Here is a 22,937-nt window from a genome sequence, read left to right on the forward strand (position 1 = left end):
TTAAAATCAACTGCTATTGTCATCTGTACTAGCTGAAGCAAAAAACCCGCTTCACTTTAATCAAGGGAGTATTTAGCAACAGCTCGTAATCGATTATTTTCAACATGTGGAAAATATCGATGACAGTTTCACGTTTATAGCATGCCCAATAAGCGATTTTTTGTATTTTCTCGCTCATTTTCATCGCGACATATAATTAAAATAGTGTCATCCCCAGAAATAGTACCTAAAATTTCTGGCCAATCTAAATGATCCAGTAAAGAAGCAATTGCATTAGCATTACCTGGAAGTGCTTTCATCACTAAAAAATGTGAAGCACCATCAATGCTGACAAAGGCATCTGCTAATGCACGATGTAATTTTTGTACAGGATTGAATCGTTGGTCTGCGGGTAAGCTATATTTATAGCGTCCATCCTGTAATGGTACTTTTACTAAATGTAATTCCTTAATATCTCGTGACACTGTTGCTTGTGTCACATTATAGCCTGCATCTTTTAAAAAATCGACTAAATCATCTTGCGTTTCAATTTCATGATTTGCAATAATATCACGAATACGTATATGTCTTTGTCCTTTATTCAAAGTGTTCACCTCTTATAAATAGTTAAATATTTGTATAATTACACTACCATCTTCGGCATAAAAGCACAAGAAAAAACACGGCTCTACTTAATGAGCACGTGTTATTTTAGTGCACTATGCGCTTCTTCGACGAGTGCATTAAAAGCTGTATATGGCTTAATCACTTCATCAGCAATAGGATTCACTAAATGGAATAAAAATTCAATATTCCCTTCTCCACCTGTAATCGGTGAATAAGAAGCATCTTTTACGACAAAGCCAACTTCTGTTGCCATTGCAGCTGTTTTTTCTAAAACATCGAGATGTACTTTTTTATCACGGACGATGCCCTTTTTACCAACATTTTCTTTCCCAGCTTCAAACTGTGGCTTAACAAGCGCCATCACATCGCCACCAGGCATTAAAACCGTTTTTAGCACAGGTAAAATCAATGATAATGAAATAAAGCTAACATCGATTGTAGCAAACTCCGGTAAACCTTCTGTTAAATCAGCTGCAGTTGTATAGCGGAAATTCGTTTTTTCCATAACGGTTACGCGTTCATCCGAACGAATTTTCCATGCTAGTTGGTTCGAACCTACATCTAGCGCATAACAATGTCTAGCACCATTTTGTAAGGCACAATCTGTAAATCCTCCTGTAGAAGAGCCGATGTCAAGCATCAGCTTCCCCTCTACAGACATATCAAAAATTTGCAAAGCTTTTTCTAACTTTAAGCCACCACGGCTTACATATTTTAAATCAGAACCTTTTACTTGAAGTGGTGCATCGATGGCAATTTTTTCTCCCGCCTTGTCGATACGTATTTCGTTGGAAAACACGAGACCTGCCATAATGGAGCGCTTGGCCTTCTCGCGCGTTTCACATAAACCACGTTCCACAAGTAAAATGTCTACACGTTCTTTCGGTTGTTTTGTCATTATTTATTTAAACCTACTTGCTGTTTTTGTTGTAGTAACACTTGCATGCGTGCTACTGTATCTTCTGCTGTCATATGAATTTCCGCGAGCAGTTGGTCAACGTTTCCATGTTCAATGAATTGATCAGGAATGCCCATGCGATCAATAATAGCATTTAAATAGCTATGGTCATGTGCGAATTCTAATACGCCGCTGCCAAAGCCTCCTTGTAATACTGCTTCTTCAATTGTTAACACCGGTTTATTACTTGTAAAGATACGATGCAACATATCCTCATCCATCGGCTTGATAAATCGCGCATTCACTACTTCGATTTCAATACCTTGTTGGGCTAACATATGAGCCGCTTCCATCGCCATCGGAATGGTCGTACCAAATGTTAAAATGGACGCATCTTTCCCCTCACGTAACACTTCCCAGCTTCCAATTGGTAAGCTCATCGGCTCATCATCCATCGGCACACCAATACCATTGCCACGTGGATAACGTAGTGCGATTGGTCCACCATTATAATCGATTGCTGTTTTCACCATATGTTGGCCTTCATTTTCATCTTTTGGCATCATAATCGTCATATTTGGCATATGGCGAAGGAATGCAATATCAAAGACACCTTGGTGTGTTTCCCCATCTGCACCGACTAAGCCTGCACGGTCGATTCCGATAAAGACATTTAAATTAGGGCGTGCGATATCATGCAGCACTTGGTCATATGCTCGCTGTAAAAACGTTGAGTAGATAGCTAAAAACGGCTTCATTTTTTGAGTAGCAAGACCCGCAGCCATTGTGGCAGCATGTTGTTCGGCTATACCCACATCAAAAAAGCGCTTAGGAAAATCTTTTTGAATGCCTTGCAATTTTGAACCAACAGGCATTGCTGGTGTAATCGTCACAATGCGTTCATCTTCATGCGCTAGTTTGCGCACAGTTTCAGCAACTAAGCTACTCCAAGCAGGACCTTTTGTCTCTGATTTGACAAATGCACCCGTCTCCATTTTATATGGACCTGTTCCGTGCCAATTGCCGATTGTATCGTCTTCAGCTGGTTTATAGCCTTTACCTTTTTTCGTAATGACATGAACAAGCACTGGACCTTTTACTTTTTTAGCATACGATAATGTCGTTTCAAGCGCTTCAAAGTCATGACCATCAATTGGGCCTAAATATTTAAAGCCTAATTCTTCAAAAAAGACACCAGAAACGACTAAATATTTCAAGCTGTCCTTTAATCGTTCGGCAGTTGAAGCAAGCTTTCCACCTAACACAGGAATTTTTGTAATTAACGATTCCAGTTCTTCTTTTGCTTTAGAATATTCTTTGGCAGTTCGCAAGCGACCTAATATGCTGTGTAATGCACCAACATTCGGCGCAATGGACATTTCATTATCATTTAAAATGACAATCATGTTGGTTTTTGCATGTCCAATATGATTTAACGCCTCAAGCGCCATACCGCCTGTTAAAGCACCGTCCCCAATAATCGGTACGACGAAGTTTTTTTCATTTTTAATATCACGTGCTGCTGCCATACCCATGGCTGCTGACAACGAAGTCGAGCTATGACCTGTTTCCCATTCATCATGTTCACTCTCCACAAGCTTTGGAAATCCACAAAGCCCTTTGAACTGACGTAATGTGTCAAATTGACTCGCACGACCTGTCAAAATTTTATGCACGTAAGCTTGGTGGCCAACATCCCATAAAAACTTATCTTTTGGACTGTCGAACATTTTATGAAGCATAATTGTAAGCTCCACAACGCCTAGGTTCGGTCCGATATGACCACCTGTGACAGAACATTTTTCGATTAAGAAAGCACGTATCTCTTTCGCAAGTTGTTCAAGCTCTCTCTTCGTTAAGTTTTTTAAAAAGGATGGACTAGAAATGTTGTTTAAATCCACCTTTCTCACACACCTTTTCAATAAATTATTCACCGCAATCGTGTTTCCACCATTATAACAGTGTTATCCATATGCTAAAAGTACGAACACTTTATTGTTTGCCTATTGGCAAACGTCCCCACCTATTCTAGCATATTCTTTACCTTTAACGCCCTTTTTTTCTCTTAGTTTTTACGATGAACAATATAGGCTGCAAACTCACGCAGTAAACTTACATCTACTTGTAACTTATCAAGTGCTGCAATGGCAAGCTGATAATGATCGTTAAGTTTTTCTTTCGCACCAGCTAATGTTAATAATGCAGGATATGTGCTTTTATCGCTCGCTACATCCTTCCCAGCAGTCTTGCCTAATTCCTCTGTTGTTCCTTCAATATCTAAAATATCGTCTTGGATTTGGAAAGCAAGGCCGATGTGATGTGCGTACTCCTTTAAAGTAGCTCGATCTTGTTGCGATGCATTTGCTAAGACGGCTCCTGATTCAATACTAAATCGTAATAGTGCACCCGTTTTATTGACATGAACATGCTCCAGTTCAGTAAGGTTTAACTGACGTTGCTCCCCTTCCATATCGAGTACTTGCCCGCCAACCATTCCTTCTGCACCAGCCGCAACGCTTAGAAGATGAACAAGCTCAATGCGTTGCTCTGCTGATAAATCCATGCGTGCTAAAACACCAAAAGCGAACGTATTTAATGCATCCCCTGCAAGAGTGGCGAGTGCCTCACCAAATACTTTATGGTTCGTTGGCTTGCCGCGACGGAAATCATCATTGTCCATACTTGGTAGATCGTCGTGGATTAAAGAATACGTATGAATCATTTCAATAACGGCTCCTACGGTTAGACCCGCCTTCTTCTCTGTGCCGTATAGTTCTAAAACTGCTAATACAAACAATGGGCGAATACGCTTACCACCCGCTTTTAATGAATATAGCATCGATTCCTTTAAATTCGTCGGTGCGTCAATTTTTTCAACAAGTGCAAACATTTCAGCTTCGACTTGTGGTGTGTTGCTTTGAATAAAATGTTTTAATTGTTCGTTCATTTTAACTAGTTCTCTCCCTTTAACGGATCAAATGCTGTTGTTTCACCTGTCTCTTGGACAATTGAAATTAACTGTTCTTCAGCATGCTGAAGTTTCCCATGGCAAAATTGCGAAAGCTCCATACCTTGTTTATATAAATCAATGGCATTTTCTAATGGTACATCACCTTGTTCTAATTGGCGGACTATTTCTTCCAGTGCCGTCATTGCTTCTGCGAAGGTTTGTTGCTTCTTCGTCATTGCGATTCCTCCTTACTATTTGGCAATACATCTGTCACTTCGGCAATGACTTTGCCATCGTGGAATGACAGTGTTAATTGGTCCTGCCGCTTTAAGTCAGTTGACGATTTCAATACTTTGTCATCTTTGTAGGCTACAGTGAATCCTCTTGTTAAAATGGCCAGTGGATTTAATGCTTCCAGTGTTCTTACGGATGCCTCAAATTGTTGTTTTTGCTTCGTGACATAGTGCGAAGCTGCACGAGTTAGTTGTTGGACACGGTTTGCCAACTCCCTTTGATGATAAACAAGTGCCTTTTTCGGCGATTGTTGTTCCACGGCGCTATGCAGTTTTTGAAGCTGCGCTTCTTTTTTCATCAAATCGACCTGCATAGCTTTTTGCAAAGTCGTCTCCAGTTGTGCTAAGCGTTCAGTAAACGGACGATACAACCTCTCTGGCATCGATAAAGGATAAGACTGCTGTAGCTTATTAAGACGTTGTCGTTCTGTTAGAAGTTGCGCTCTAACCATTTGATGAAGCTGGGATTTTTGCTGCAGTACTCTTTGATACAACTCCTGCTGGTCAGGAACTGCCATTTCAGCCGCGGCAGTAGGCGTCGGGGCTCTCAAATCTGCGACAAAATCTGCAATGGTCGTATCCGTTTCATGCCCTACTGCACTAATAATCGGGATGCGGCTGTCAAATATGGCACGTGCAACCGCTTCCTCATTAAACGCCCATAAATCTTCAATGGAACCGCCACCGCGTCCGACTAACAAGACGTCACAAAAGGCATCTTGATTGGCGCGCTCAATATTTTGGACGATGCTAGGTGCCGCTTGGGCGCCTTGTACAAGTGTTGGGTAAATTATAATTTCAGCCAAGGGATAACGTCGCTTTAATGTTGTACAAATATCACGAATGGCTGCCCCCGTTGTGGAGGTTAAAACACCAATTTTTTCAGGAAACTTTGGAATTGGCTGCTTCCATTCTGGTTTAAAAAGCCCTTCCTTTTGCAGCTGTTCTTTCAGTTGGTTAAAGGCGACAAATAAGCTACCGATACCATCTGGTTGCATTTCCTGCACATATAGTTGATATGTACCGTAACCTTCGTAAACGTTTACATCTCCCCTGATGAATACTTGCATACCATCTTTTGGTTCAAATGCTAATTTGCTTGCTGCAGTTTTAAACATCGTAGCAGCAATACGTGCGCCATCATCCTTTAAAGTAAAGTAAATATGCCCAGATTGATGAATTTTAACATTCGATAGCTCCCCTTTGACATACACTTCACGCAGATGCGGATCAGCATCAAATTTACGTTTAATATATTTTGTTAATGCTTTTACAGTTAAATAAGAAGCTGATGACATTATTTTTCGGCTCCTTTACTAAAATCAAGTTTTTCACAAAACTACATTTATCATAACATTTTTTAGAGCGCATGACGTGTGTAAATACAGTTTTGCTCGAAAAAACGTCTATCTTTCATCCTCGCATTAAAACTATACTGTACCACATTTATTGCCACCTTGGCTCGTATGAAAGTGGCTACTCTGTGTCAGGCAAACAGCGTTGCGGATGACTTCATGGCGATTAATTTGGAAATCGTGGCGATTCTCTCTAGTTAGTGGCGAATGATCCCGATTTCATGGCGATTTCCTCTAGTTTCATGGCGATTCATAGCATTCTATAAAAAAAGAACCATCTCAAAAGTACTGAGATGGCTCTCTAAGCAAACGAAAAAATTGGTTCTTAATTTATAACTTTATTGTTACTTGCAAGTGTCATTTCTGCCGCTTGCACTGTGTTGAAGAGTAACATCGTGATTGTCATCGGCCCTACACCGCCTGGTACTGGTGTAATGTGAGAGGCAATACCGTCAACTTCTGAAAAGTTAACATCGCCGCAAAGTTTATTGTTTTCATCGCGGTTAATGCCAACATCAATAACAACAGCCCCTTCTTTAACATGCTCTTTCGTAATAAAGTTCGCACGTCCAACCGCTGCAATTAAAATATCAGCCTGTTTTGTGAATGAAGGTAAATCTGGTGTTTTTGAATGCGTATAGGTCACCGTTGCATCTTTTTGTAGCAAAAGCTGCCCCATCGGTTTCCCGACAATATGACTTCTACCAACAATAACAGCGTGCTTACCAGCGATTTCAATTCCCGAATATTCAAGAAGCTTCATCACGCCAAACGGTGTACAAGGTAAAAATGTTTCTTGGCCAAGCATCATTTTCCCAACGCTAACCGGTGAGAAGCCGTCTACATCTTTGTCAACGGCAATTGTAGCAATAACAGTATCCTCATCAATATGTTTTGGGAGTGGTAATTGAACTAAAATACCATGAATATCTTCACGATTATTTAAACTTTCAATTTGCCTTAAAAGCTCAGCTTGTGTTGTTTCTTCTGGTAGTTTTATTAGTTCTGAAAACATGCCAATCGCTTCACAAGATTTTTGCTTATTTCTCACATATGTAGCTGAAGCTTGGTTGTCCCCAACTAGAACAACCGCTAAGCCTGGTGTTAATCCTTGCTCTTTTAAACGAGCTACACGCTCTGCTACTGTATTCCGAATTTCTTGACCAATCTCTTTACCATTAATAATTGCACTTGACATAAACCTTAGTTACTCCTTCCAATTCAACACATTTTATTGTTCTGTAAATTTAGAAAGTACGCCATTAACAAATTTTGACGAGCCTTCGTCTCCAAATGTTTTGCATAACTCGATTGCTTCATTAAGTACTACTCTTTTTGGTGTTTCTTGCATGTATAAAAGTTCGTATACAGCTAGTCTTAAAACTGTTCTCTCAATTTTCGGTAGACGGGCAAGTGACCACTTTTCTAGATGCTGCGTTAATGCCGCATCAATTTCTTCTAAATGTTCAGCTGTTCCATTTACAATCTTTTCGTAGAAAGCATTTGTAGGTTGACCTTTAATATGTTCTTTTGCTTCTTCGACTGTTAGATCAGTATTGTCTAGCTGAAACAAAACTTGCAACGCTTTTTCACGTGCTTCATGTCGTTTCATGTAAAGCTCTCCTTCTTAAGTGGCATTAAGGTTTATAATAGCATAAATTCATACGATAAACACGAATTCAAGCAAGTTTTCAATAATCTGAAACCTTTTTCAAGCAACTTTCTACTTATTTAACTTCAACGCTGTTGATGTTTGAATAGAGATGTGCTACCTTCTATTCAATTTGCTTACGATTGTTTTTCTATTTAAAATAATAAATATACGTTACTAAATCGAAATTAGTCATTTGATAATTTAAAGCATTTTAGTATTTTGCCGAAAATAATAAAATCATTTTTCTTGAACGTTTAGCTAGCATGACTAAACAATTCAGCAACATTATTTCCAATTGGAGGCCAACTATGAAGGAACATTATTATACAATTGGTGAAGTCGCAAAATTAGCAAACCTTTCTGTGCAGACACTCCGATACTACGACCAAATTGACTTGTTTAAACCCGCTTATACCGATTCAGCTAGCAATTACCGCTATTATAAAGATAGTCAAATTTTTTACTTAGATATTATTAAATCGCTAAAATATATCGGGACGTCACTTGAAGACATTAAAAAGGCGTTGATGCTCACACCTGAAGAGCTCCTTGTTTTTTTAGAACAGCAGGAACAGCGTCTAGAAGAAAAAATTGCTCGGCTAAACGAAGTGAAATATACACTTTTGAAAACGAAAAAACAAATGCAAGAACAAATCGAAATTCCTATTTTCGGAGAGGTATATACGCGTTTCGAAGAAGAAATGCCCATATTACAAGTCACAACAACTGAACTGACACCTACTTCAAGCACAAATAAGTATTATGCAACATTAACGAAAATTATTGAGAATGAAGGCAGTGTTTTAAATAGTCGCTACGGGTGTATTTTTCCGCTAGCGCATTATCAAGATGTCAACGATATTATTTATGATGCAATCTTTACGCCACTATTAACGGAACGAACGTTTTCTAAACTTTCAACCAATATGAAACAAACGATGGTACCCGCAGGTAAATATGCTTGTATTGCATTTATTTATCATCCAGATACGTATTTTTCTTTTTATGAAAAACTTAAAAATTATGTCGATTCCCAAAAAATCTCATTTGAATCCACGGTTTATGAATTTTATATGCCCGCAACGATCACTTCTGAGCGAGAAAAGAAATTTATTGTCGAATTAAAAATTAGACAACAGGCTGTTTGTTAATGATTGGAGCAATCCACACCATTTTGACAAGAAATGACTAATTAAACGTTGTATAACGATGTTATTTTACTTCCACACTAAAGCTATATAAGAAGAAAAAAATAAAACAAATCCTTTGACCCTATAGTAACTATAGGGTTTATTGTATGAGGAGGCAATCTTCTAGTAGATTATCAATCTCATGTATCGTGAACTGTTGAAGGAGAGAAAAATGAACAAGAAACAAGCTTTAACGCTAACTATTTTATTATCCAATCTATTTATCGCCTTTTTAGGCATAGGATTGGTTATTCCCGTTTTGCCAACCATAATGAACGAACTGAATATTACAGGCTCTGTCGTTGGCTATATGGTTGCTGCATTCGCCATTACGCAGCTAATTGTTTCGCCAATTGCCGGCAGACTAGTCGACCGTATTGGTCGAAAAATCATGATTGTTGTTGGTTTAATTATTTTTGGCTTATCAGAGCTACTATTCGGGATGGGTCGCACCATTGAAATATTATTTGTATCACGTATGCTCGGTGGTGTAAGTGCTGCGTTTATTATGCCTGCCGTAACAGCATTTATTGCGGACATTACAACGATGGCTCAACGTCCGAAAGCGCTTGGCTATATGAGCGCTGCTATTAGTACTGGTTTTATTATTGGACCAGGTCTCGGTGGATTTTTAGCAGAATACGGCACACGCATCCCTTTTTATGCCGCTGGTATTCTAGGTTTTCTAGCAGCACTATTGTCATTTACATTGTTAAAAGAACCGACTCGTGCTATGGATGATACCGAAGCTGCGCCATCTATTTTAAGCAGCACCAAACGTATTTTTAGCCCTTTGTATTTCATTGCTTTTGTGCTTATTTTTGTCCTGTCATTTGGTCTTGCCGCATTCGAATCACTTTTTAGCTTATTCGTTGATCATAAATTTGCATTTACACCATCTGATATTGCCATTATTATTACCGGAAGTGGTATTATTGGTGCGCTTGCCCAACTGATATTATTCGATTGGCTAACGAAGAAAATGGGTGAAATTAATGTCATCCGTTACTCACTCATCCTTTCTGCGGTACTGACATTTGCCATGACCGTGGTAAGTCATTATTTCGCTATTTTATTTGTGACATTCTTTATTTTCGTCGGTTTCGATTTAATTCGTCCTGCCGTTACTTCTTATCTATCGAAAATCGCAGGAAACGAGCAAGGCTTTGTCGGAGGCATGAACTCTATGTTTACAAGTCTTGGTAATATATTTGGCCCGATTATCGGTGGTATGTTATTCGACATCGATTTAAACTACCCCTATTACTTCGCTACAATCGTCTTAGTGTTCGGTGTAATACTTGCGTTTTTCTGGAAAAAACCAAAAAATATCGCGTTGTAATACTGCGCATAGCTATAACAAAAGAGGAGCTGCCTTCAATGGTGTATAATCACCACGTTGGCAGCTCCTCTTTATTATTCGTGTGTTACGACTTCTTCTTTTTCAAAGTGAATTGCAGTTATATGTACATTCACCTCTGCTGTTTCAAGTGCAGTCATATTGAAAATCGCTTGGCGAATTTGCGTTTGTACATCCTTTGCCACTTTCGGAATCGAATAGCCGTACTTTACAGAGCAAAATACGTCGATGGCAATTTCACCCTGTTCTGTGACACCAGATTTAATGCCTTTATTGTGTACTTTTTTACCGAAGCGTTCCACGACACCTGTTGCAATATTGCCACGAGTTGCTGCGATACCCTCTACCTCGTTAACAGCGATTCCAGCTACAACCTCAATTACTTCTGCAGCCACTTCAATTTTCCCAAGCTCTTCTTTCCCAGAAGGTGTTGGTTGTACGAAAGATTGTCCTACTTTCTCTGCCATACAAATATCATCCTTTCCCATACGCATCGCAAGCAAATGCAGTTGTTACGCTTATTATACTATAAAAAGGAAGGTTTCGCTTAAGAAAGACGCTGTGATCTTCGCAACTAAACAAAAAGCATTGATTTTTAGCGCTCTTTTTTAGAAGAATGGACCCTACCAGCTATGGCAATCCCATCAGAAACAGCAATATAGCTTATTTCTAACATTCTTCACCAATCCCTTGCGAGATGATAACTTCTGTTACTTTATCTAACAATTCACTTGCATCTGATCCTTCCGCTGCTATTTCTATAATAGATTCTGGTGATACGGCAAGGGACATAACACCCAAAATGGATTTTAAATTCGCAGACTTTCCGTTGTATGTAATGGATACTTCTGATTCAAACGCTGATACAGTTGTGACGAGTAATGTTGCTGGTCTTGCATGCAAACCTTCTAACACCGTAATTTTAAATGTTTTGTTCATGTAAATATCCCCCTAGCGTCATTTTCTATGTTTTCGTCGTATTTTCATAAATATTTTTAGATGATTACAATAAATAATTCACTTGCTTTGCCATTCACGTCATGTATTAAAATTATAGTACATGAAAAAATGACATTCAATCATCTCCATCCACAAACGCCGAAATTCATGTTTATGGCGAACATAACAATAGAAAGGATGTAACAATTGCGAAAATTGATGGACGATTTTGCTGGAGCTGTTCTTGATGTTTTAAAATTACTACTATCTTTCATAGCAGGTGTCATTTTAGTCGGTACACCATTATACGTTATTGCAAAAGTTTTTGAATGGTTCTATTAATTTTTACCGTTAATAAGCTACTCCTTGCTCTCCCTACGTGTTACAATCGCTTTATATAGAAATATATTCCAGACAACTCAAGATGGGGGATTTATTGATGGATAGTGAAACAATTGAAATGGAAAAAAGTGAAGTTTACGGTTATAAAACCTACAATACTATTGCTTATATAGCCGGTTTTGTGTTATTGCCATTATTAGGGTTGATTATGGGTATTGTCGCTGTAAAACAACGTAAGAAACATGCGTGGAGTATTATTATTGTTTCAATAGTAGGTTGGGTGCTGAATTTTTTCTTAGCAAGTAAACTATAAAATTATGTACGCCAATTGTGATGAACTTGCGGTATAGATTACGCCTATACGCAAGTTCTGAAATTTCTATAGCGCTTTCTTATAGAAAAAACCTTCAAACTATTAATAGTTGAAGGAAGAGAAAAATTATTCACTTTTCACTTGCTTATTTTTTTACAAACATAGATTAGCTCATAACTCTCATTGGTAACCGCCGTCTCCTGCCAGTCCTGAAATACATCCACGATTTCAAAACCGTTGTTGCATAACATTCGTTCCATTTCTTTCGGAAATACATATCTTAAACTGATTTTTGTGCGCTTTTCATCCACAATTTGACCATCACTATTTTTATACTTTCTGATAGTTGTATAATGTTGGATTTGGCTTAATGCATCATAATGACTAATTGTATAAAGATCAACCGTATGAAGCGTATCACGGTCCGTATACGATCTCCAATATTCTTCTGTACTTGGTTGAAGTAATTCCTCTACGCTAGGAAACCTTGTACCAAAAATAAAGATACCGCCAATCTCCAAATGTTTGTTCACGGAAGAAAGGAAGCCATCTTGTGACTCGTTCGTCAAAAAATGTTGAAAGGAATTTCCTACTGAATAAATGAAATGGCTTGTCGTTGGTACATGCAATTTCGTACAGTCTTGTTGCAGCCATTCAATCGGCAAATTGAGCGTTGCGGATTTTTTTTTGGCCTCTTTTAACATCCCATCATGGATGTCTACACCTATCATATGATAGCCATTTTTCGCTAGTGGAATTGCCAGTCTCCCTGTGCCACAAGCTAAATCCATAATTATCCCTTGTTTAGTGGACGCCCATTTTAACAAAAGTGGCAATTCAGGCAAATAAGTTTCATTTTCTTTATCATATAAAGTTGGGTCATCGTATTCTTCAAAATTATATATAACCATCGCCCCCTTGTTACTAATACTTTATAATTTTAACATAAAATAGAAAATAAACACCGCTAGATAAAAAAAACCTCCTGACTACTGTCAGAAGGTTGATTCAAACCATTATTTGTTTGTTCCTAATACGTCGTTCTCTTCCAAGAATTTCGTGTTAAATTGCGCAGATTTGAAAACGTCATTGTTCATTAACGCTTGGTGGAATGGAATCGTTGTCCTATCGATTTATATAAACGCTTATGATTGCGTAACCTTCAACGTTCAATGAATCGGTAGAATAAAACAAAAACGGGTTTAACGTACTATTACACCCTCTTAACGACAATATTACCGATATTCAATGCGAATAGCAAGTTGTATTTCATTCCGTTTCACCTAAACGTTGCAGTTCCGTTTCTAAATATTCTTTTATTATTCGGGGTTTATTATCTCGGTAAAAAATAGATACCGCTAAATCACACGCGTCATCTTGCAAGCGTTCTTTATTAGTCCGTCTGTTTACAAATTCAATGACAGTTACCTCTAAATTATTTAATCTACGTTCTCCGTTTCTTAACTTTTCGCTAAAGTACTCTACACGATCTTGCATTTTACTAAGTATTATGCGAATTTGACTCTCTGTTAAATCCAACTCTGCCACAATCTCCGGAATAGTAAACGAATCTTTTTCCCACATTTTTATCACCACGTTTCCTTAACATATGTTATCGCAATATAACGTAATCTTAAATCAGCTAATACTAACGTTTTGAAACATTTAATCAACAGTCGTAACTCACGATTACGTTTACCGTTATTAGCCTATAGAACGCTTTCTTCAACGTAAAGAAATACTATTGTTTTATTCCAAAGTCATCTAGATGCATTTGTAATAGTATAATTCGACTACCATTTTAAAAAATGAAATTTATTTTGCGTGTGGCGTAGAGAGGCGGGATACGGTCGGCGGGGCTTGGGGGATTTGTACCTTCAATTAACGTAACTTTATCGGAATGAATAACAGTAGAATATTTATTCATTCTAGCTTCCTAAAACCTTAATTATGTAAACTAAAACAACCTATAAAACGTTGGTAAATCAACGTTCTTTAACTACCCCAAAACCGCTCTTTATGCATCTTTTTATACATAGCGTTCAAACGTAGAGTCTACGCATAGTTACGCTATGTAACTGTTACAGTACGATCGCTTGCGAATGCATAAACGTAGCTTCAACTTGACCCCCTCGATTTTTAAACGCTTCGTCCGCCCGAAGCATTTGCCTAATGTATCTGTAATAATTACGAATTAAGTGGCGATATGTAAACGTATGTACAAAAAAGGCGAGCATACAAACGGTATAACTCCGCTCATACACTCGCCATAAGTCGTCGTTCTATTCGATAATGTCTGCGTCCTCACGCTCTGCCCTTGCGATAATGCGCGCAATTTCATCGTCAGTAACCTTCGAGCCTTCTACGCCTTGATTAACAGTAACCACATGCTGTTGCTTCGTATTCCCCATGCCTGCGTTATTTAAGAAGAATAGATTCGCATTGATAGACGGCGTTCCAGAAATTGTACCGTCCGCGAGTAACTTCATATTTGCTAACGCCTGCAACACGTAATCATTCGCGATCACTTGCGCAGCATCCTTTACATAGCGATTAAAGTCCGGCAGCATCCGATATTCATACAAAGTCTCACGTGATACACCAACGTCTGCAGCGATTTCACTATATGTTCGGCGCGTCTTTCCTTTGCCTTTCTTCGGTAGTGAATCGTTAACGATGATTAGTTGCGCTGCTAATAGTTGGCGCGGCGTTAAGTCGTAATTATCAACGGGAATAGCTGGTAGTACCTCTAAGTCCGCCATTGGCTCCGTTGATAGTTCGGATAATTCAGTTGATTTAATTTCGTTTGTCATATCGTAATTCCCTCCATTTTATAAGTATGCTGGCTTCGCTACTATGCGTGCTGTCGGCTTTTTAGCCGTACTAAACGCCATCTCAATTGCATCGAGAACGTCCACAACTCCGTTAGGATATTCTTGCAACTCTCGATATACCTCTTTATGATCGCGATTAAGAATAAGCGAATGATTGGCCAATGGTACTTCTAGCGATTCTATACGGCTCGCCTTCGATTTAGTACCGTGAGTTTTTAACGTTTCCATGCGTGTGTGGTATATCGAGTTATGGCGCATTGAATCGGCTAGTTGCTCGGCGTATGCTCGGTATGCTCCGATACCTTCAACGACAACCTTGTGCGGTTTATATTCAGCTAATCGCGGAAGGATTTCCATAATAAACTCGGACGGTACTTGTCGACTTGCATATACGTCCAACACGAATACAAGACCGCTTTCCTTGTGCCGTCCTAGCGTCACATATGCGTTAAGTGCTGAACGTTTATTGCCTGCGAGCGCCGGGTCCCAACATGCGACCTTATCCATATCTCGCAAATAATAATACTTGTCGTTGTATTCGATTGCGTCCAGGTGATATTGTCCGTCGAAAACGCGTCGTCCATATGCATATTCCTCCGGAGAAAAGTGCTGTTCGTCACTTGCGTATGATTGGTTCATATACTCCGAAGCAAAGGCTCGACTGCCAATGGACGCCTTTTTGTGCATAAGCTCGCGATAAGTCCACATGTTGGACCACGCTAACTCAATGCCCGACTCTAGTTCATCTCGATATTTCTCGTAGTATTCATCCAGTTCTACGTCTGTTGCTTCACCGCTGTACATATGCAAATAGTCGCTCCACAAATGCGGATTGTCCGGCTCGTTAATAATCGCGGAGTGGAATACTTGCTTGTAATCACGCCGTCCTAGCAGATGCGATAATAAGCCGGTTGAGGTAACTTTTGTTCCTACAAATACAATAGCGCCAGTTGCTGCAGGTAGTGGCTCGACTGTTGAGTTCCACCAGTGAATAAGTTTTAGGCGCTGTTCTTCTGTGGCTTCATTATTAAGCGATGATAAATCGTCACATAAACAAAGCGTAGGACGTATTCCATTGAACGTTTTTCCTCGTAGACTTTTCCCTGCGGACGATGCCTCGACTAACTGCTTTTTGGTAGTAATGAACGTATCCTCATTGTCACGCTCGTTCTTATTCGATTGCTTGTAAAGTAACTCTCCGAAGTCCTCACGTAATCGCTCGTTATATTTCAGTTGATTTGCGATAGATGCGACAAGACGCTTTGCTAACGTGTCTGTCTCGGAAATAATAAGAATATAATCGTCATGCCTGTATGCCAGCGAATGTAGCGCCTTAATCGTACTGATTATCGAACTTTTCGCATGGCCACGTGGAGCAGCAATAACAAAGCGTTTTGTCTTGCGTCGAGTAATTTCGTCGCAAATGTCATACATATCACGATGGATAGCTGCTATTTCTTCGACTGTTTCGTGTGGCTTGTCCTCTGAAAAGTGGCGAATAATATTGCCAGCTTCATTGTCGTGGTTGCGTTCGTCACTGAAATATTCGTAAGCAAAGTGCGCTACATCATACTCACCTTTGATAATTGATTCCAGGCGCGTGCTTTCACGGTCCATCGCTACGAGTTGCAATTGTTCCTGGCTGGTTAACCTACCGTTGCCTGCTTTCTTGGCCAACGCTTGAATAGCGCGACGCAGCTGTCTTAAACGTGCTTTACGTTCACTCATATTCATTAATTAGTACCTCCTACAAGTAGAAAATCAGCAACCTTGTCTCGATAATCCGCAGCATTTCGTAAGTGTACTGCGTCACCTGTGACATGAAACATAATCGCTGATGAGACTAAATTGCGGGCTGTAACCGTTTCTGACGTTTCTACCATTTGGTTTAGTGCCGTTAAATCTTCTTGCAAAGCCGCAATAGTTTCTCCGTCTGCGAAGCCTAAAGCTGTAGAAAACGCAGCTGTAATAGTGTGTTTTTGAATCATTTTTAAGTCGTCTCTAGTCAAATTTCTATCCCCTTTTCAATTAAAAAAGACAAGCGCTAATGCGCCTGCCTCGTTGTTTTATTTATCTGATAACGCTAATACATATAAATCCTGCTGATGCTCTGCCTCGAAAACCAATACCCGAGCACCCTTTACTAAACGATTAGGATACTCAATCGTAGCCTCTTGTCCATTAATATTAACCGTTTCTGTATGAGGTATTAATTGTGGATTACATGTGAGGAATACGTTTGGCGTATCAATAGTATCTACGTCTAAACGAATGCTCAAGTTTGGATAATCGCTAGTTACTATTGCTCCGTGCATACGACCGCCGACATTGTACCCTAATACTTGAATAGCCTCTCGTAACTTAGTAAACGGTCCACCTTCACCGCTGTATTTCGGCGCGAATGTACCTCTCATTAAACTACACCTCGTTTCTCCAAGAGTTTAGCTACTAATTGGTCAGCAATTCGTGTAATATCCGCATCCTCACGAACAACCATACCTGGCATATTAATCGTAGGATTAATATTAACAACGCGAGGCTCATTAAATCCTTGGCCACCTGCGTTATTTGATGTGCTATGATTGTTAGTCGTAGTTTTGTACGTAACCGTGGATATTTCGTTATAGGAAACACCATCAACCCCCGATTTTCGTCGATATGCTTCCGCCTCAAAACGAGGTAATACCATTTCTCCTTTGTGTAAATAGGATAAATAATTATCGTATGGCACGTTATTTAGTCCATGATAGTGCCCCGGAATCATGCCACGGTTGCTAGTCGCTTTTGCTGCAAGCATCTCCGTAGTTGCACCCCAATTGACTTTCGCCACAATCGGAATATTAACGCCTGGGATTTTATTTATAGTAGCAATCATTTCATTTATTAGTCCGATAACAGCGTTCACTGACGAAGCCGCCGATCTTTGAATCGCGCTCCAAACGTTGGTCCAAACGGATTTAGTTGAATCCCAGTTTTTCGCTAAATCAATACCCGCCGTAATTAGGAAGCCTATAGGACCGAGAACTAGCGATACTGCACCTTGCAAACCGCCAATAGCTGACCATACTTCCTTGGTCTTAGCTGTCACAACGTCCCAATTTCTGTATAAAAGTACGCCAATTCCAACTAAGCCCGCGATAGCACCCACAACCCACGTTACTGGATTAGCCCATAAAGCTGCATTAAAGCCTAGTGTCGCTGCAGTCGTTAATAACGTACCTGCCCTATAAGCAGTCATCAACGTTGTTATCGTAGAGTAAATCGTCATTGCTCCAACAATCGCTTTATGCGCAATAATCGCAGTACCTAGTCCGATGACAGCTTCTTTGACAAAGCCTATCGTAGCTTTAAAATCGTCCATATTTGTCTTAACGAAATTAATCGCATCTACACCCTTTTGAAATCCGTCCGCAAGTTTTGCGCCTAAATCTATAGCGATGTCATCAAGGTTTAAGCTATCTAACTTGTCGACTACTTCCTTCATTTTAGCGCCTAAAACTTCGTTACCTTCACCACCCATGATACGGAAGAACTTACCGGCTCGCTCGCCAATTTGCGACCACAATCCTAGACTCGTACTACCCATTGCTTCGATTGTCTTTTGCGTTATGTTCATCTGCGTTAATGCCTTATCAAGACCCGCTAATTGCTCCTCAAATGAACCGCCTTTAACATCGTTTAGGATGTTCTTATCTAAGTTGAATACTTCCTTTAGCGAGACTATATCGCCCGAGGCAAGCTCACGCATACCCCTCACAGCGTCATCTATCGACTTTGTAGGATCACTCGCAATAAGTCGCTCAACAATCGACCACGCACTTTCAAGTTGAGGCATACTTTTAGTTAGCATAAGTAGTCCCTTTGAACTTCCGAACATGTCTCCGCTATTTAATAGCGGACTGTCAATCGCAAACTTATCGACCATTTCCATGTATTGCTTAGAAGCACCGTCATCTTGAAAGACCGATTTTATGATAGCTCGGGACTGCTCAAACTTCATAGCCTCGCCAATTGTCGCTTTAAACAGGCTTTGAGCGGTCTGTACGCTGGCATATGCGCCAACTAAACCGATTAAGGTGTTTCGCACACCATTTAAGTTTCCGTTTAGACTAGTTGATGCGCTACTTGCATTTCTCGTACTCTGCGTATATTGATGAATACTACCGTTCACACTTCTAAAAACAGCTCCCGCACGACTTGTCGCTTCTTGCGTTTGAGTTATAGCGCTTGCAGCTGTTGTTGTCGTCCGAGTGACTTGACTAATCGCTTGTTGCGTGCTGTTCACTGCTGTTGTAGTATCTCGCATTACACTACTCAGGCGGCTAGTCATCTGCGAAATACGCCTAAGCTGATCAGAACCACGGTCTTGCATACGAAACACAGCGGTTAAATTGACAACCATTAGCCTCGCTCAACTCCTTTTGCAACTAAGTAAGCTAAACGGTCTGCTTGCTTATGTGCTTTCAAATATCGTTTTCGAGCGTCCATATCGCCGTTTACATAGTCGATTGCTGCGTTCAATGCTTCTAATCGTTTACGAGCATGGTCAGCTTGTAATCGTCCACTCATCGCAATAGCTAGAAGTGGTACTTTTAAGGCTTCTGCTTTTTCTACGATAAACTGCGGTACTTTTCCGTGCCTTTTTTCTACTTCAACTGCAAACATGGCAGCGTCTTGTATTACTTTGTTATCAGCTAATACTTGCGTTACCACTTGACGTTGTTGTGCTAGTTTCATATCGTTAACTCCTTCCGTTTTTAAATAAAAAGACACGACGCTTAATGCGTTATGCCTCGGATACTTGCAATTGTAATTGCTGGCTCATGCCGTTCTTTAGGTTTTGCGTTTTCCTTTACAATTAGCGCTTGTTGTCGCTCGAATGCGTCTTTTAATGCAAAGTAGCGCTCAACGTAGTAAACTCCTGCGTAGTTTGCCTTATCGAATAATATCGCTAAATTGTGCGCATCCACTCGAATGTCTGAAATATCAATTTTCGAAGCGTCGTAGCCTTCGGGTAGCTTTTCTTTTAGGTGTGAATCTCCTTTGATAAAAGGCGTTCCATCTTCTCGGTAGTAAGTTTTGAGCATAATTAATCGTCTCCATTCGTTTTTTAGTTAAAGAAAAAGCAAACGGTTTTTATTCCGCTTGTTCTTGTTCCTCTAACCATTCCGTTGGCTTATCTAAAAATTCCGCGTGGCGCTTACCGATAATAGTAGAGATTGCATTATGTTGCGCTAATCCTGGAATAAAGAATGTTGGATTCCCGTCTCCAAATGCCGCTAATGTTTCCGCAGCTATGGCTTGCTCTTCGCTAGTTGCCTTCTGTTCTACACGCTCCAGTACCCTCGATAATGCTTGACGATTCTGCATAGTTGCCTCTATTGAAAGGACGTTTTGCGATAACTGAACGAAATTATCTTTAATGATTGACGCGAAATAAGGATCATCGCCATATTTACCGATAAACGCATCAATTGCCTCGATACTACGAGTTGCGTTCGCTCCTAACATTGTCGACGTCTGGAGCGATTGTAATTCTTGCTCGAATAATTTAATGGTTAAATCATCGCTAGGCTTTGCGTGTGGCGTCGTTTGCAACGTCTTAGCTAACTTAGTAGCTTCTTTGTATATCTCCGCATATTCCGCCTTTTGTTCAGCTAGTAGTTCGAACAATTGCTTACTGTATTTTTCACGTAGCTTGTCCTCACGTTTAATTCGTCCCTGCGTAATTGATTCGCGATAATCCTCACTCTCTTTCAAACGTCGTAAATCTTCGAGGTACGAAGTCTTGAACTCTAGCGCAATTTTAGTAGGATTTGTTTTTGATAACTCATAAGCCTTTTCACGTAATTCCGTTAATTTTTCGATGTTTGTTTTTTTCATTTTTATTCCCCCATTTTTAATAGTTGTTGAATCACGTAATTAGCAGCCTCTGATTGCACAAAATATCGAGCATCTAGCGTAGCCACATCTTCCGGCAAGAATATCCGATGCTGTCTCTCACCTTCGTCGACGTAAACGCAATGTTCTCCGTTATCGTTACTATAGTAAATCTGCATTAATAGAACACCTCACCGTTGATAAATTTTGGACGCGATGGTCGTTCCCCGATTATTCGAATACCATTCTTGTTAAACTGTTTCTTAACACGTTTAGGCTTCGCTCTCTTACCTTCGCCTCGATAATTCGATGTGTACTTTTTACGTTCCATATTGTTTTCTCTCCTCGCTTTCTTCTTTAAAGCCTTGTTTCCAGGCTTCGATTTCTTGTTCATTTGGCTCTCGTTTTAAGAAACGACTAGCAAATTTACTTACGAATGCATGCCACAACTCGTCTGTAAATTGTTCGCTAGATTGATAGAAATCATAAACGTGCAGGCGTCCTTTTGATGCGTTGCAGCTACGACAGCAAACAACTACATTAGCATCGATATTATGTCCTAGATAAACATGATCGACTGTTGCTTCTGACGATTCACATTTGCCTCGCGTCATTTCTACGTCACAATAAGCGCAATTTGTAGCGTTTAATACTTCTTGGATAGTCACGTCAGTATAGTGATTAGCCCCGTTATGGCGATACTCATGTTTTCGGATGCGCTCGCGTAAGTAATCACCACTTTCGTATTGGGCTTTGCTGCGACATGATTTACACCGAGCCTGTCGTCCTTGTGGCGCAGTTGCCTGGCGAGTAAATTCGGTTAAGGGCTTAGTTTCTTTGCAAATTCTACATTTACGCATCATTTCATTAATCATTAGTTTTCATCTCCCAAAATGCTTTACTTTTGACTATTAACGTGATATTGTGTAATTATGGATAAATTCATTTAATTTTCGAGATTTGTCAGCAAAAATAAATAAACCTTCATCAAGCTGAATTTTTCGAACAATTTTCGCACGTGTCATCAAACTCATTTCTTGCGTTCCATTCTCGATTCTTGCGATAGTGGTATCGCCTACACCTACCAATTCAGCAAACTTTCTCTGTGACATAGATAAAGCTAATCGTAAATCTCGTAACTGCTCACCTGTCATGTCGATTCCCTCCTTTTGCTATCATTTGCTTACTAGCACCCTAAAAATAAATGCGGGCTATTGCCCTTCACTAATATAGGGGTTTGTCCGACGGATAATATCGCGATAAATGGCTATTTTATCAACTTTTTCTGCAATTATTTGGGCTTGTTTGGCTTCGGCCAACGTTTTATATTTGACCATTTTCCCATGCTTGTAATCCTCGTTTTTTAACTGTGCTTTAAACATCGGTTTCTTCTTCATTATCTCCGATTCGATTACATATCCTGGCTGTGTTTCTTCTTGAAGTCTATAACGATCATCTATTGACTCGTTGTAAAGTGGTGAATAATACTCGACTGGTAAGTACGAACCGGTTTTAATAAATCGTTTCTTCGCATCGTGTGAGGCTTTACGGCATGCACCGCAGCAGAACCGGCTGTCAATTCGCTTTGATTTAGCGTCACGGACATTATCTTCTTCGATAGCGAACATATTCAGACAAAACATGTACTTGCACCTATGAAACTTCTTACGCTCCTGGACGTAATATGAGTAATCTAAGACGGTAGAATAGAACGGCAACGCATCAAATCCAAACGTACTAACTAACGCCATATATCGAAGTAGCGACCATTCAATCTGCGACATTAAATCGTTGTATAAATCCGTAATTGTAAATTCGGATCGTTCAACGTAAGCCTTATCGTTTACAGGCGGATTCGCTCGGATGCTCTTACGTTCAAGATGCTCCGCTAGTTTACCGAACTCTCTCGCCATTCCTTCAAGCGTTGTAACCTTCGCAGTTTTTAGCCGTACATCATCCACGTTGGCAAATCGCTCAAGTATCGACGGACTTTTAGATTTTGGAATATCTTCGCTAGACTTAACGTGATGGTACGCTGTAAGTATTTTATGTGTGAATATCGAGCCGGGATAAACGTTTTCATATGTTATCGTTATTCCTTCGGCTTTTGCGATTTCAATTAACGCTCGACCCACTTTACTTAGCTTAGCTGCGACTGCTTTCGTCATTGGCTGGTGCCCCTTTCTTTTTATATCTCCGTTTAATACCATCGTTAAATATATGGAATATATACCGTTTGGTATTAGCGATAATATATCCGCATGAATACTCTAGTATTCTCGTTTATATATTCCGATAGATATATACGTATCTTTATTACCGT

The 22,937-nt window shown here is 39.8% G+C and carries 29 protein-coding genes; 4 read left to right on the top strand and 25 right to left on the bottom strand.

Annotated elements, in window-relative coordinates; translation table 11 throughout:
• Nucleotides 1-134: 134 nt before the first annotated feature.
• The 8 genes from ahrC to nusB form a co-directional block, all read right to left on the bottom strand.
• Nucleotides 135-584 (bottom strand): transcriptional regulator AhrC/ArgR, encoded by a 450-nt coding sequence (gene ahrC, locus ACKVEV_RS07985; RefSeq protein WP_402921652.1) that lies wholly within the window; start codon nt 582-584, stop codon nt 135-137.
• Between the two features lie 101 nt (nt 585-685).
• Entirely contained in the window at nt 686-1,504 is an 819-nt protein-coding gene (locus tag ACKVEV_RS07990; RefSeq protein ID WP_409369870.1) for a TlyA family RNA methyltransferase, read from the bottom strand.
• Complete coding sequence (gene dxs, locus ACKVEV_RS07995) at nt 1,504-3,405, bottom strand: 1-deoxy-D-xylulose-5-phosphate synthase (protein WP_409369871.1); 1,902 nt, start codon at nt 3,403-3,405, stop codon at nt 1,504-1,506. The genes ACKVEV_RS07990 and dxs overlap by 1 nt, the downstream gene beginning before the upstream one ends.
• 164 nt (nt 3,406-3,569) lie before the next feature.
• Entirely contained in the window at nt 3,570-4,451 is an 882-nt protein-coding gene (locus ACKVEV_RS08000) for a polyprenyl synthetase family protein (RefSeq protein WP_409369872.1), read from the bottom strand.
• 5 nt (nt 4,452-4,456) lie between these two features.
• Nucleotides 4,457-4,690, bottom strand: a complete 234-nt coding sequence (gene xseB / locus ACKVEV_RS08005; protein WP_409369873.1) for an exodeoxyribonuclease VII small subunit — start codon at nt 4,688-4,690, stop codon at nt 4,457-4,459.
• Nucleotides 4,687-6,045, bottom strand: a complete 1,359-nt coding sequence (xseA, locus tag ACKVEV_RS08010; protein WP_409369874.1) for an exodeoxyribonuclease VII large subunit — start codon at nt 6,043-6,045, stop codon at nt 4,687-4,689. Before xseA ends, xseB begins: the two co-directional genes overlap by 4 nt.
• A gap of 382 nt (nt 6,046-6,427) precedes the next feature.
• Nucleotides 6,428-7,300: a bifunctional methylenetetrahydrofolate dehydrogenase/methenyltetrahydrofolate cyclohydrolase FolD gene (gene folD, locus ACKVEV_RS08015; protein WP_409369875.1), complete on the bottom strand. Its 873-nt coding sequence runs from the start codon at nt 7,298-7,300 to the stop codon at nt 6,428-6,430.
• A 33-nt stretch (nt 7,301-7,333) separates the two neighbouring features.
• The gene (gene nusB, locus ACKVEV_RS08020) at nt 7,334-7,714 is read right to left on the bottom strand and encodes a transcription antitermination factor NusB (protein ID WP_402921638.1); all 381 of its coding nucleotides are present in this window, start codon (nt 7,712-7,714) and stop codon (nt 7,334-7,336) included.
• 350 nt (nt 7,715-8,064) lie between these two features.
• On the opposite strand from nusB, the gene ACKVEV_RS08025 reads away from it, so the two are divergent.
• Both ACKVEV_RS08025 and ACKVEV_RS08030 read left to right on the top strand, forming a co-directional pair.
• Nucleotides 8,065-8,907, top strand: coding sequence for a MerR family transcriptional regulator (locus ACKVEV_RS08025; protein ID WP_409369876.1), 843 nt, complete (start codon nt 8,065-8,067; stop codon nt 8,905-8,907).
• Between the two features lie 211 nt (nt 8,908-9,118).
• Nucleotides 9,119-10,288: an MFS transporter gene (locus tag ACKVEV_RS08030; RefSeq protein ID WP_409369877.1), complete on the top strand. Its 1,170-nt coding sequence runs from the start codon at nt 9,119-9,121 to the stop codon at nt 10,286-10,288.
• 74 nt (nt 10,289-10,362) lie between these two features.
• Here the strand turns inward: ACKVEV_RS08030 and ACKVEV_RS08035 are convergent, their stop codons facing one another.
• Nucleotides 10,363-10,773: an Asp23/Gls24 family envelope stress response protein gene (locus tag ACKVEV_RS08035; protein ID WP_409369878.1), complete on the bottom strand. Its 411-nt coding sequence runs from the start codon at nt 10,771-10,773 to the stop codon at nt 10,363-10,365.
• 202 nt (nt 10,774-10,975) lie between these two features.
• The gene (locus ACKVEV_RS08040) at nt 10,976-11,245 is read right to left on the bottom strand and encodes an HPr family phosphocarrier protein (RefSeq protein ID WP_409369879.1); all 270 of its coding nucleotides are present in this window, start codon (nt 11,243-11,245) and stop codon (nt 10,976-10,978) included.
• A 207-nt stretch (nt 11,246-11,452) separates the two neighbouring features.
• Between ACKVEV_RS08040 and ACKVEV_RS08045 the strand changes: the two genes are divergently transcribed.
• Nucleotides 11,453-11,587 carry a hypothetical protein gene (locus ACKVEV_RS08045; protein WP_409369880.1) on the top strand — a complete coding sequence of 45 codons (135 nt, stop codon included), beginning with the start codon at nt 11,453-11,455 and terminating at the stop codon, nt 11,585-11,587.
• A gap of 97 nt (nt 11,588-11,684) precedes the next feature.
• On the top strand, nt 11,685-11,900 hold the full coding sequence (locus ACKVEV_RS08050; protein WP_409369881.1) for a hypothetical protein: 216 nt from the start codon (nt 11,685-11,687) through the stop codon (nt 11,898-11,900).
• Between the two features lie 137 nt (nt 11,901-12,037).
• Here the strand turns inward: ACKVEV_RS08050 and ACKVEV_RS08055 are convergent, their stop codons facing one another.
• The 15 genes from ACKVEV_RS08055 to ACKVEV_RS08125 form a co-directional block, all read right to left on the bottom strand.
• Nucleotides 12,038-12,811 (bottom strand): class I SAM-dependent methyltransferase, encoded by a 774-nt coding sequence (locus tag ACKVEV_RS08055; protein ID WP_409369882.1) that lies wholly within the window; start codon nt 12,809-12,811, stop codon nt 12,038-12,040.
• A gap of 358 nt (nt 12,812-13,169) precedes the next feature.
• Nucleotides 13,170-13,493, bottom strand: a complete 324-nt coding sequence (locus ACKVEV_RS08060; RefSeq protein WP_409369883.1) for a hypothetical protein — start codon at nt 13,491-13,493, stop codon at nt 13,170-13,172.
• 689 nt (nt 13,494-14,182) lie between these two features.
• Nucleotides 14,183-14,713, bottom strand: a complete 531-nt coding sequence (locus tag ACKVEV_RS08065) for a phBC6A51 family helix-turn-helix protein (protein ID WP_409369884.1) — start codon at nt 14,711-14,713, stop codon at nt 14,183-14,185.
• A gap of 18 nt (nt 14,714-14,731) precedes the next feature.
• The gene (locus tag ACKVEV_RS08070) at nt 14,732-16,366 is read right to left on the bottom strand and encodes a hypothetical protein (RefSeq protein WP_409369885.1); all 1,635 of its coding nucleotides are present in this window, start codon (nt 16,364-16,366) and stop codon (nt 14,732-14,734) included.
• Between the two features lie 101 nt (nt 16,367-16,467).
• Nucleotides 16,468-16,743, bottom strand: a complete 276-nt coding sequence (locus ACKVEV_RS08075) for a hypothetical protein (protein ID WP_409369886.1) — start codon at nt 16,741-16,743, stop codon at nt 16,468-16,470.
• Nucleotides 16,744-16,800: 57 nt separating this feature from the next.
• Nucleotides 16,801-17,148, bottom strand: coding sequence for a DUF2577 family protein (locus tag ACKVEV_RS08080; RefSeq protein ID WP_409369887.1), 348 nt, complete (start codon nt 17,146-17,148; stop codon nt 16,801-16,803).
• On the bottom strand, nt 17,148-19,136 hold the full coding sequence (locus ACKVEV_RS08085) for a hypothetical protein (RefSeq protein ID WP_409369888.1): 1,989 nt from the start codon (nt 19,134-19,136) through the stop codon (nt 17,148-17,150). The genes ACKVEV_RS08080 and ACKVEV_RS08085 overlap by 1 nt, the downstream gene beginning before the upstream one ends.
• Nucleotides 19,136-19,471, bottom strand: coding sequence for a hypothetical protein (locus ACKVEV_RS08090; RefSeq protein WP_409369889.1), 336 nt, complete (start codon nt 19,469-19,471; stop codon nt 19,136-19,138). Before ACKVEV_RS08090 ends, ACKVEV_RS08085 begins: the two co-directional genes overlap by 1 nt.
• 41 nt (nt 19,472-19,512) lie before the next feature.
• On the bottom strand, nt 19,513-19,821 hold the full coding sequence (locus ACKVEV_RS08095) for a hypothetical protein (protein ID WP_409369890.1): 309 nt from the start codon (nt 19,819-19,821) through the stop codon (nt 19,513-19,515).
• A gap of 49 nt (nt 19,822-19,870) precedes the next feature.
• Nucleotides 19,871-20,617: a hypothetical protein gene (locus ACKVEV_RS08100; protein WP_409369891.1), complete on the bottom strand. Its 747-nt coding sequence runs from the start codon at nt 20,615-20,617 to the stop codon at nt 19,871-19,873.
• Nucleotides 20,618-20,619: 2 nt separating this feature from the next.
• Nucleotides 20,620-20,793 carry a hypothetical protein gene (locus ACKVEV_RS08105; RefSeq protein WP_409369892.1) on the bottom strand — a complete coding sequence of 58 codons (174 nt, stop codon included), beginning with the start codon at nt 20,791-20,793 and terminating at the stop codon, nt 20,620-20,622.
• A complete protein-coding gene (locus ACKVEV_RS08110) occupies nt 20,793-20,945 on the bottom strand; it encodes a hypothetical protein (protein ID WP_409369893.1) in 153 nt (50 codons plus the stop codon). The genes ACKVEV_RS08105 and ACKVEV_RS08110 overlap by 1 nt, the downstream gene beginning before the upstream one ends.
• Complete coding sequence (locus ACKVEV_RS08115; protein WP_409369894.1) at nt 20,935-21,489, bottom strand: HNH endonuclease; 555 nt, start codon at nt 21,487-21,489, stop codon at nt 20,935-20,937. The genes ACKVEV_RS08110 and ACKVEV_RS08115 overlap by 11 nt, the downstream gene beginning before the upstream one ends.
• A 36-nt stretch (nt 21,490-21,525) precedes the next feature.
• Entirely contained in the window at nt 21,526-21,768 is a 243-nt protein-coding gene (locus ACKVEV_RS08120) for a helix-turn-helix transcriptional regulator (RefSeq protein WP_172771628.1), read from the bottom strand.
• A gap of 57 nt (nt 21,769-21,825) precedes the next feature.
• A complete protein-coding gene (locus ACKVEV_RS08125) occupies nt 21,826-22,782 on the bottom strand; it encodes a hypothetical protein (RefSeq protein WP_409369895.1) in 957 nt (318 codons plus the stop codon).
• Nucleotides 22,783-22,937 lie beyond the last annotated feature (155 nt).

The sequence above is a fragment of the Lysinibacillus sp. 38-6 genome (assembly GCF_046245175.1).
GTDB lineage: Bacteria > Bacillota > Bacilli > Bacillales_A > Planococcaceae > Lysinibacillus.